We start from the raw sequence: 8,503 nt of genomic DNA, 5'->3' as shown, positions 1-8,503 counted from the left end.
ATCGACTCGAGCCTCTGGATGTCGTGCCCGTCGAAGTGGGCGGCGGACTCACGGCGGCCGCCGGCCAGGATCAGGGCGATGGCCGCGACCACGCCCATGCCGATGTAGCAGGCGAAGGAATTGCTGTTCACGAAGGTGCCCGACATCAGGCATTGCCCGCGCGGATCGTAGACGCCCTGCTTCTTGAGGTAGCCGCCGACGTAGCAGTTGTGCGTCGTCACCTGCATGATCAGGGCATAGGTCATGACCAGGGCGGCGCTGGCGACCAGCAGCACCAGCAGTGTCCGCGCGTGATCGCGATCTTTGCAGATGGCCCGCGCCATCACGAAGATCAGCCCGCAGGCGATGCACTTCATCAATCCGTTCCGCGCCGCGTCGATGGCGATGTCGGGCACCGCGGCGTGGGCACTTCCCAGGATACGAAGCGCCGCGAAATAGAGCCAGGTGCTGCCCGACCCCGGCGCGATCGACGAGCCCTGCAGCAGGACGAAGGCGACGAAGAGGCCGAAGCAGACGATCAGCACCAGCAGCGGCCAGCGTTCGCGTTCGCCGACCGCGAAGCCTCGCCCCGCGCCGAAGCCCGCCGCCACGAGCACCGCCAGCAGGCCGAGCGCCACGGCGATCGGCGCCCACGCCCAGTCGCGGTTGGCGCCCATCGGCAGCGCGGCCAGCATGACCGTCGCGAAGAACAGCGCGATGACGAGAGTGTCGGCCAGCCTGAGAACCAGCGGCCGCCGGCGCTCTGCGGCGCCCTGTTCGCCGGCGTCTTGCCCCGCCCCGTGCGGCGTCATTTCCCGTCCCTCTTGATGATGCCGATCCAGTAGGCGAGTTCTTCCTGCGCCTTGGTCTCGTCGCGCAGGAAATAGCGGATCAGCAGTTCGTCGACCGGCGTGCGGATGGCCCCGGCGAACCAGCGTCGCTCCGAACTGAGACGCCACGTCATGACGACATAGGCCGCGATCCGATCGCGCTCCTGTGGCGTGAAGGCAACCCAATTGTCGAGGATCAACTGCAGCCGCGCCGGCCAGAGCGGGCTTAGCAGTGGCGAGGTGTCGATCGACATCAAAAGCGCGGCCACCACGCCGCGCGAGCTTCCCTCCAGTCCCTGACGCACCGAGGCCAGGCGCGCCCACGCAACGCCACGCCCCGGGGCGGAGCCCAGGCCGGCAACGAGATCGCCCTCTGCGCTCCGGAGCCAGTTCACCCGTTGCTCCACCGGCACGTCGAGCGTCGGCGTGAGCGCGGCGCCAACCACCAGTTGCGAGCGCTGCAGGTAGCGACCGGCGGCGGGATCGGCGGCGACCGCGCTGTTGAGGGCGACGATCCCGGCGTTGATGTCGGCGATCTTGACGGGCTCTCCGTTGCGTAGCTGGTTAAGGACGGCGTCGGCCTTCTGGGCCTGCCATGCACCTTGGGCCACCGGCCAGGCCTGGTAGGCGAGGATGGCGCCGGCGAGTCCCAGCAGACCGCGCAACGGCCAATTGAGTGATTTCACGACAGAGCCATCCCGAAGACGAGCCGAACGCGGCAGCTGCTACATTAGCTCATCCGCCACCGCGCATGAATGTCAAAGATGTTGCCCCTTTGGTACGGGCTCGGGAAAGTCCCGATCGGCATCTACGCGCTCTTGCGGTCGAAGCGCTGCAGTCCCGCCTTGCCGGCCGGTGTCAGCGCATAGACGCCGCGCTCGACCCGTTCGAACCAGCCATAGACATCCTGCTGCAGGATCTTGGCGGCGTTTGGCACGTCGGCGGCCTTGCGCATGTCGGCGAGCTTCATCGGCCCGCCACCGTCCAGCAGCACGGCGCAGCGCAGCGCCTCCTGGCGATAGGCCGTCATCAGCGGCGCCCGCATTGCCTGGCCGCCAAGGTTGGGATCGCCGACGCGGCGCGCATGCTCGCCCAGCATGCGGCCGGCCTTGCGCTTGTTCGGGCGCGGCCTGTAAGGCGCCGGATCGAGCACGACGTCGGCCTTTTTCCCGCTCACCACGATGAAGCCCAGGCCCAGCCGGCGGCAGAGCTTCCGGACGTTCTTCATCTGCTTGGGCCATTGGCCGACCGCGAGATAGACAAGATCGGTGAGCGCCAGGCGATCGACGCCTTGCAGGACGAGGCCGAGGCCGAAGGCGCGCTTCAGCTCGACCACCACCGGCGGCTCGGCGCCGCGCACGGCCACGACATCGCAGCCGCGCACCTCGCCCTTCACGACATAGCCCTGTCCTTCGAGCAGCGCCTTCACCGGCGCATAGAGATCACTCTCCAACGGCATGCGGAGAAGAGTGTATCATGGCTGGGAGCGCGCAACTCCAGTTGCGCTTTTTCTCGGGAACAATGAGCGCCACTGGAGTGGCGCGCGGAGGCGGCGCTTCACCCATGACCAGCGGCATGCCCACGCTGACGCAGATCCTGATCGCCATGGGCATGGCCCTCGTCGTCGCCATCGCAATCAGGGTCTACCGGGCCCGATCGGCCAAGCAGGCACCACCCCACGTCCACGACGTCTTGATGAAACGGGCGCAGGTCTATGCGAGCGAGAGCCCCTTCCTCGCGCACCTCTGCCGGCAATACCGGACGAACGGCCACCTCTCGGACCGCCAGGCCAAGACGGTCGCCAAGGCGATCGCGCGCCTCGAGGCGGCGCGCCCGGATCCGAAGCGCAGCGGGTGATTCGGGTGCCTCTGCCGATCGCGCCTTACTGCACGATGCGCACGTCATAGCCGAGCGGTGCGCTGTAGCCGCCGGCGACCGGTTCCCAGCCGCTCGAGCGCATGCACGACTTGAAGCGGCTGACGCTGACGGCCGGCATCGGCTGCTCCCGTCCGGAGGCATCCCGGGTCACCACGCTCGCGGCCTGGACGCAATTGTTGCGGTCGTTGACGAACGCCTCGTAACCCCGGCCGAGCTTGCCCCAGGTCAGCGTGAAGATCTGCTCATCGGGAACCGCCGGGGCGCAGGCCATCGCCAGCAGGCCCAGGGATAGTGCTGTGATCGCGCGGCGGTGTCCGCGCAGCCCCGTCGACATCATTGATTCTCCCCCGATTGTCACGCGGCGAAATGGAGCCCGCCGCCGCCGGCCCGTCAATGGCCGCAATCAGCGCCCGCCGTTCGCCGCGCCGATCACGCGACGCATCTCCTGCAGGAGACGGCGGCGGCTGCGGTCATCCGGCGCCGTACGCAGCGCACCGCGCAGGTCGAGCAGGATCTGGGCGTAGTCGTTGTGCCAGTCGCGGCGGGCGCTGGCCTCCTCGGCCGGCAAACGCGGGGCCTCTGCGCCGGCTGTCGTCGCCACGGCGGTCCAGCGACCGTCGCGCTGAACCAGTTCGAAACTCTGGTCGAGCGACGGCACGGCGACACGCTCGCGCGCCAATCCCGCGGCCGCCAGACCCTCGGCGAGGCCAGCGATCGAATCGGCTTCGCCATGGACCAGGATCGCCGTCGCAAGGCCGGCAAGTAGCGGCCGCGCCCAGTTCACCAGTTCCTCGCGGTCGGCATGACCCGAATAGGAATCGATGGTGCGAATCCGCGCCTTGACCCTCACCTCCTCGCCATGGATCCGCACCTGCTTCAGACCGCTGCGGACCAGCGCACCCAGCGTGCCCGGCGCCTGATAGCCGACGAACAGGACCGTCGAGTCATGGCGCCAGAGATGATCCTTCAGGTGATGCTTGACCCGCCCGGCATCGCACATGCCCGATCCCGCCAACACCACCGCGCCGCCGTGCAGCCGGCCGATAGCCTTGCTCTGCTCGATCGTCTCGGTGAGGCGGAAGTCGCCGGTGGAGAATGGATGGCCATCCGCGGACCGTTCCAGCGCGGCGTGATGGCGATGGAACACCTCGGTGGTGCGCCCCGCCAGCGGCGAGTCGAGGAAGATGGGCACCGACGCAAATTCGCCTGCGCGCTTCAATGCCGCGATATCGTCCAGGATTTCCTGTGTCCGTTCGACCGCGAAGACCGGCACGATGACGTTGCCACCGGCCTTCAAACCCTCGGTCAACTCGCGGCCAAGGATGGCGCGGCGTTCTGCTTCGGTGAGCCGCTCGCGAACCGTGTCACCGTATGTCGACTCGATCAGGGCGATATCCGCCGGAGCCGGCGGTGTGGGATCTGGCTGCAACGCCTTTTCCAGCGGACCGAGGTCGCCCGAGAAGACCAGCCGGATCGGCGCCGGCTTGGCGTCGACCTCCAGTTCGATGAAGGCGCTGCCCAGGATATGTCCGGCATTGCGCATCCGGGCGCGCACGCCGGGAATCGGCTTGAACCAGCGGTCGTAGGCAATCGGGTGAAGGAGCTCGAGCGAGGCCTCGGCGTCGGCCTTGGTGTAGATCGCCGTCACCTCGGCCTCGGCGCGGCGCGCGTTGCGCCGGTTCAGCCGCTCGACGTCGTTCTCCTGGATGGCGCCAGCATCGGGCAGCAGCCAGTGCAGCAGGTCGCGCGTTGCCGGCGTCGTCCACGCACGTCCGCGGAACCCGGCCAGCGCCAACTTGGGGAAAAGGCCGGTATGGTCGATGTGTGCGTGCGTCAGCAGCACGGCGCCGATCCCGGCAGCCTCGAAGGGAAACGGACGATAGTTGAGAGCGCGTAGCGACTTCGGCCCCTGGAACATCCCGCAGTCGACCAGCAGCGCGCCATGGGCGGTGACCAGCCGGAAGCACGAGCCCGTCACCGTCCCCGCCGCGCCGTGAATGTGCAGCGATACCGTCATGCCGGACCTGAAAGAGTGACGCCGTCGCCCTCGGAGGCGAACTTGGACGCAAAGCGGAAGTCGGCCTCGAACGCGGCATGGATGCGATAGAGCGGCTCGCCCTTCTCGACCGGATCGCCGATCTTCTTGAAGAAGTCGACTCCGGCGCCCTTGTCGATGGGCGCGCCGGCCAGCCGCGCGACGCGCGCCAGCCGGAGGCAGTCGACCGCCGTAACCACGCCGTCGCGCGAGGCCACGACGTCGTGCCGCAAGACACCGAGCGTCGAGGTCTCCGGTGGCGGGCCTTGTGCCGCCATGAGCCGCCGCATCTTGCGTGCCGCCGCCCCGCTTTCCAGCAATTCGCGCGCTCGCACGATGCCGCGGCCGCCGCGCAGCGCCGGATCGAACTCCAGCACGTGGCCCGCCAGCAGCAGCGCCCGCTCCTCGAGATCGCGCGGTGCCGCCGGATCGCGCTCGAGAACCTGCATCGCGTCGCGCGCCTCGAGCCAGGGGCCGATGCCGCGGCCGACCGGCTGGCTGCCGTCGGTGCCGACCACGACGACGTTCAGGTCGACCTCGTCGGCGATGTACTCGAACAGCTTGCGCAGGCGCACGAAGGACTCGCGGCTGCGCAGCTTGGCGGTCGGGCCGACCGGCAGGTCGAGCACGAGGTGCGTCGAGCCGGCCGCCAGCTTCTTCGACAGGATCGAGGCCACCATCTGTTCGGGAGTGTCGAGCGCCAGCGGACGCTCGACCGAGATCAGCACGTCGTCGGCCGGCGACAGATTGGCATGGCCACCCCACACCAGGCAGCCGTTCTCGGCGGCCACGATCTCACGCATCTCGTCCGGCCCGACATCGACACGGGCCAGAACCTCCATCGTGTCGGCCGTTCCCGCCGGCGAGGTGATGGCGCGGGACGAGGTCTTGGGAATCTTGAGTCCGTGCGCCGCCACGATCGGCACCACGATCATCGAGGTGCGGTTGCCGGGAATACCGCCGATGCAATGCTTGTCGACGATCACGTCGCCGTCCCACACCAGCTTGCCGCCCACCGCCGCCATCGCCCGGGTGAGCGACAGCACCTCGGGCGCCGTCGTGAAGCGCGCGCTGGCGATCAGGAAGGCGGCGATCTCCATCTTGGAATAACGATGTGCCACCAGGTCCTGGGCGATCGCCCGGTAGGCCTCGGGCGACAATACGGCGCCGTCGATCTTGGCGCGCACGTGATCGAGGCTGGGCGGCGGCGCGGCCTGGGCGATCTCGACCGGCGTGCCGTCGGGCAGCCCCAGATGGCGATGGGCGAGCAGGGAAAGCCCCAACTCGTCGGCGGCCATGATCGTCTCGTCGTCGACGATGTTCAGGGTGGCGACGATCCGCCGCCCGCCGCCGGTGATCTCGATGCGGGCCAGGGCCACGAATTCCTCGGCCCGGTAGAGCGGGCAGCGACGTGACAGAAACGCCACCGTCTCATGGCAGGTATCGATTCCAAGCTTCTTGAGCCGCAGCATATGCGAATGAGTATGGCACAGGTCGGATGCCGGCATTTGACCTGCATCATTCCCATGACTGCCCTCAAGCATCCCTGTTAGCGTGGCGTGTGTCCCGCAAACGTGAAACCGTCTCGGCGTCGGCCGCCCGTCGCATCGCCTTGGCGGCGCAAGGCTTCGGCGTCCCCCGCCCCGATGGCGCCACCAACGCCGGCCATGTCAAACGCGCCATCGATCGCCTGGGCCTGCTGCAGATCGATTCGGTCAACGTGCTGGCCCGCGCGCACTATCTGCCCCTGTTCTCGCGGCTGGGAAACTACGACTCGGACCATCTCGATCGCCTCGCCTGGGGACGCAAGAGCCAGCGCGGTCTGTTCGAGTTCTGGGCGCACGAGGCCTCGCTGCTGCCGGTCGCCAGCCATCCGCTGTGGCGCTGGCGCATGGCACGCGCGGCGGCGGCCCACGCCGGCGACATCAAGGGCAAGCTGCACGTCTTCCGCCGCGAGAAGGGCGCCTTCATCGATGAGGTACGGCGCCAACTCGTCAGCCGCGGTCCCCTCGCCGCCTCCGACCTCGAGGCGGGCACGTCCAAGACAGGGCCGTGGTGGGGCTGGAGCGACGCCAAGTACGCCATGGAGTGGCTGTTCTTCGCCGGCGAGGTGACGACGGCCACGCGGCGCGGCGCCTTCGAGCGCGTCTACGACCTCACCGAGCGCGTGCTGCCGGCCGCCGTGCGGGCGCTGCCGACACCGGAGCCGGCCGAGGCGCAGCGCGAACTGGTGCGCATTGCCTCGCGCGCACTGGGCGTCGCCACCGCGCGCGACCTGCGCGACTATTTCCGCCTCCCGGTCGACGACTTCAAGGCGCGACTGGCCGAGCTGGTCGAGGCCGGCGACCTGCTGCCGGTGGCCGTCGAGGGCTGGAGCCATCCGGCCTACCTCGATCCCAACGCGCGCCAGCCGCGCAGGATCGAGGCGCGCGCGCTGCTGGCGCCGTTCGATCCGCTGATCTGGGAGCGCGACCGCACCGAGCGGATCTTCGACTTCTTCTATCGCATCGAAATCTACACGCCGGTGGCCAAGCGCACGCACGGCTACTACGTGCTGCCCTTCCTGCTCGACGACAAATTGGTGGCACGCGTCGATCTCAAGGCCGACCGCGCCAACTCACGCCTGCTCGCCCATGCCGCCCATCTCGAACCGGGCAATGACGCGGCGAAGGTCGCCGGACCTCTTCGCGAGGAGCTGCGCCTGATGGCCGACTGGTTGGGCCTCGAGGGCGTGTCGTTGCCGCGCACCGGGGCGCTCGGCAAGGCGATGAGCGCTCAAACGCGGCGACGCTGAGACTCTGCGCGCCTGATCACCTGCGGTAGCGCAGCGCATCCGCCAGCATGGCAAAGGCCGGTGTGAGCTGGCGGCGGCTGGGATAGTAGAGGTGATATCCCGAAAAGGATGGGCACCAGTCGTCGAGCACCTGGATGAGCCGTCCGTCGGCGAGATGAGTCTGCACCTGATCCTCCGGCAGGTACGTCAGGCCCAATCCAGCCACGACCGCGTGTAGTCGGAGCGCGAGGCTGTTGCACACCAGCGGACCTTCAACCCGTACCTTCAGCTCACGCCCGCGTTTCTCGAATTCCCAGGCAAAGAGTCCGCCATGGGTGGGGAATCGGATATTGATGCAGTCGTGTGCGGTAAGATCCTGCGGCTTCCTGGGCCTCGGCCGTTTCGCGAAGTACGACGGCGCCCCGACGACGACCAGGCGGACGTTCGGGCCGATCGGCACCGCGATCATATCCTTGGCCACCTGTTCGCCGAGACGAACGCCCGCGTCGAAACGCTCCGCAACGATGTCGGTCAGGCCGTAGTCGAGAACCAGCTCTACCTTGATGTCGGGAAAACGCGGCAGCAGCGTCGCCAGCGCCGGCCAGAGGATCGTTTCGGCCGCGTGCTCGCCCGTCGTGATCCGGATGGTGCCGGCGGGCTTTTCCCGAAGCTCGCTCAAGGAGGCCAGCTCGGCGCCGATACTGTCGAGCGCCGGACCGAGCGTGCGAAGCAGCCGTTCACCGGCCTGGGTGGGCGCAACGCTGCGCGTGGTTCGGCTCAGCAGCCGGACGCCAAGCCGCTCCTCGAGCCTGCGGACGGTGAAGCTCAGCGCCGACTGGGAAGTCCCGAGCTGCGCCGCGGCCCGCGTAAAACTGCGCTCCTCGGCGACGGCTGCGAAGGCGTTGAGATCGGCAAGTTCCTCGCGTCTCATTCATGAATTCCAGATATAAGTCCATGCACTTCTTAGCAGCTAATCGCTAGGCGAAGCACGACCTATGTTGAGTGGAT

General features: G+C 68.1%; 9 protein-coding genes. 2 read left to right on the top strand and 7 right to left on the bottom strand.

Annotated features, from left to right (window positions below):
- The 3 genes from EPO55_RS06165 to EPO55_RS06155 all read right to left on the bottom strand — a co-directional run.
- The coding region (locus tag EPO55_RS06165) for a hypothetical protein (protein WP_296335651.1) at nt 1–791 on the bottom strand (791 nt) is incomplete at its 3' end.
- Nucleotides 788–1,495, bottom strand: coding sequence for a hypothetical protein (locus EPO55_RS06160; RefSeq protein WP_296335649.1), 708 nt, complete (start codon nt 1,493–1,495; stop codon nt 788–790). The genes EPO55_RS06160 and EPO55_RS06165, both read right to left, overlap by 4 nt.
- 122 nt (nt 1,496–1,617) lie before the next feature.
- The gene (locus tag EPO55_RS06155) at nt 1,618–2,262 is read right to left on the bottom strand and encodes a DUF2161 family putative PD-(D/E)XK-type phosphodiesterase (protein ID WP_296335654.1); all 645 of its coding nucleotides are present in this window, start codon (nt 2,260–2,262) and stop codon (nt 1,618–1,620) included.
- A 110-nt stretch (nt 2,263–2,372) separates the two neighbouring features.
- Between EPO55_RS06155 and EPO55_RS06150 the strand changes: the two genes are divergently transcribed.
- Complete coding sequence (locus tag EPO55_RS06150; RefSeq protein ID WP_296335647.1) at nt 2,373–2,666, top strand: hypothetical protein; 294 nt, start codon at nt 2,373–2,375, stop codon at nt 2,664–2,666.
- Between the two features lie 25 nt (nt 2,667–2,691).
- Here EPO55_RS06150 and EPO55_RS06145 read toward each other — a convergent pair whose 3' ends face one another.
- From EPO55_RS06145 to EPO55_RS06135, 3 genes are all read right to left on the bottom strand, one after another.
- Nucleotides 2,692–3,024, bottom strand: a complete 333-nt coding sequence (locus EPO55_RS06145) for a hypothetical protein (protein WP_296335646.1) — start codon at nt 3,022–3,024, stop codon at nt 2,692–2,694.
- Nucleotides 3,025–3,090: 66 nt separating this feature from the next.
- Nucleotides 3,091–4,704 carry an MBL fold metallo-hydrolase gene (locus EPO55_RS06140; RefSeq protein ID WP_296335645.1) on the bottom strand — a complete coding sequence of 538 codons (1,614 nt, stop codon included), beginning with the start codon at nt 4,702–4,704 and terminating at the stop codon, nt 3,091–3,093.
- Nucleotides 4,701–6,230, bottom strand: coding sequence for a thymidine phosphorylase family protein (locus EPO55_RS06135; protein WP_296335644.1), 1,530 nt, complete (start codon nt 6,228–6,230; stop codon nt 4,701–4,703). The genes EPO55_RS06140 and EPO55_RS06135 overlap by 4 nt, the downstream gene beginning before the upstream one ends.
- 53 nt (nt 6,231–6,283) lie before the next feature.
- On the opposite strand from EPO55_RS06135, the gene EPO55_RS06130 reads away from it, so the two are divergent.
- Complete coding sequence (locus tag EPO55_RS06130; protein WP_296335642.1) at nt 6,284–7,516, top strand: winged helix-turn-helix domain-containing protein; 1,233 nt, start codon at nt 6,284–6,286, stop codon at nt 7,514–7,516.
- Nucleotides 7,517–7,532: 16 nt separating this feature from the next.
- Here the strand turns inward: EPO55_RS06130 and EPO55_RS06125 are convergent, their stop codons facing one another.
- The gene (locus tag EPO55_RS06125) at nt 7,533–8,426 is read right to left on the bottom strand and encodes a LysR family transcriptional regulator (protein WP_296335641.1); all 894 of its coding nucleotides are present in this window, start codon (nt 8,424–8,426) and stop codon (nt 7,533–7,535) included.
- Nucleotides 8,427–8,503: the final 77 nt, after the last annotated feature.

The organism is Reyranella sp. (genome assembly GCF_004296935.1).
Classification (GTDB): domain Bacteria; phylum Pseudomonadota; class Alphaproteobacteria; order Reyranellales; family Reyranellaceae; genus Reyranella.
The sequence above is the reverse complement of the archived record's forward strand: the minus strand, read 5'-3'. Positions and strand labels throughout refer to the sequence as shown.

Coding starts and splice junctions, on each gene's coding strand:
- EPO55_RS06150 (WP_296335647.1), top strand. CDS start 2,373: ATGACCAGCGGCATGCCCACGCTGACGCAGATCCTGATCGCCATGGGC.
- EPO55_RS06145 (WP_296335646.1), bottom strand. CDS start 3,024: ATGATGTCGACGGGGCTGCGCGGACACCGCCGCGCGATCACAGCACTA.
- EPO55_RS06140 (WP_296335645.1), bottom strand. CDS start 4,704: ATGACGGTATCGCTGCACATTCACGGCGCGGCGGGGACGGTGACGGGC.
- EPO55_RS06135 (WP_296335644.1), bottom strand. CDS start 6,230: ATGCCGGCATCCGACCTGTGCCATACTCATTCGCATATGCTGCGGCTC.
- EPO55_RS06125 (WP_296335641.1), bottom strand. CDS start 8,426: ATGAGACGCGAGGAACTTGCCGATCTCAACGCCTTCGCAGCCGTCGCC.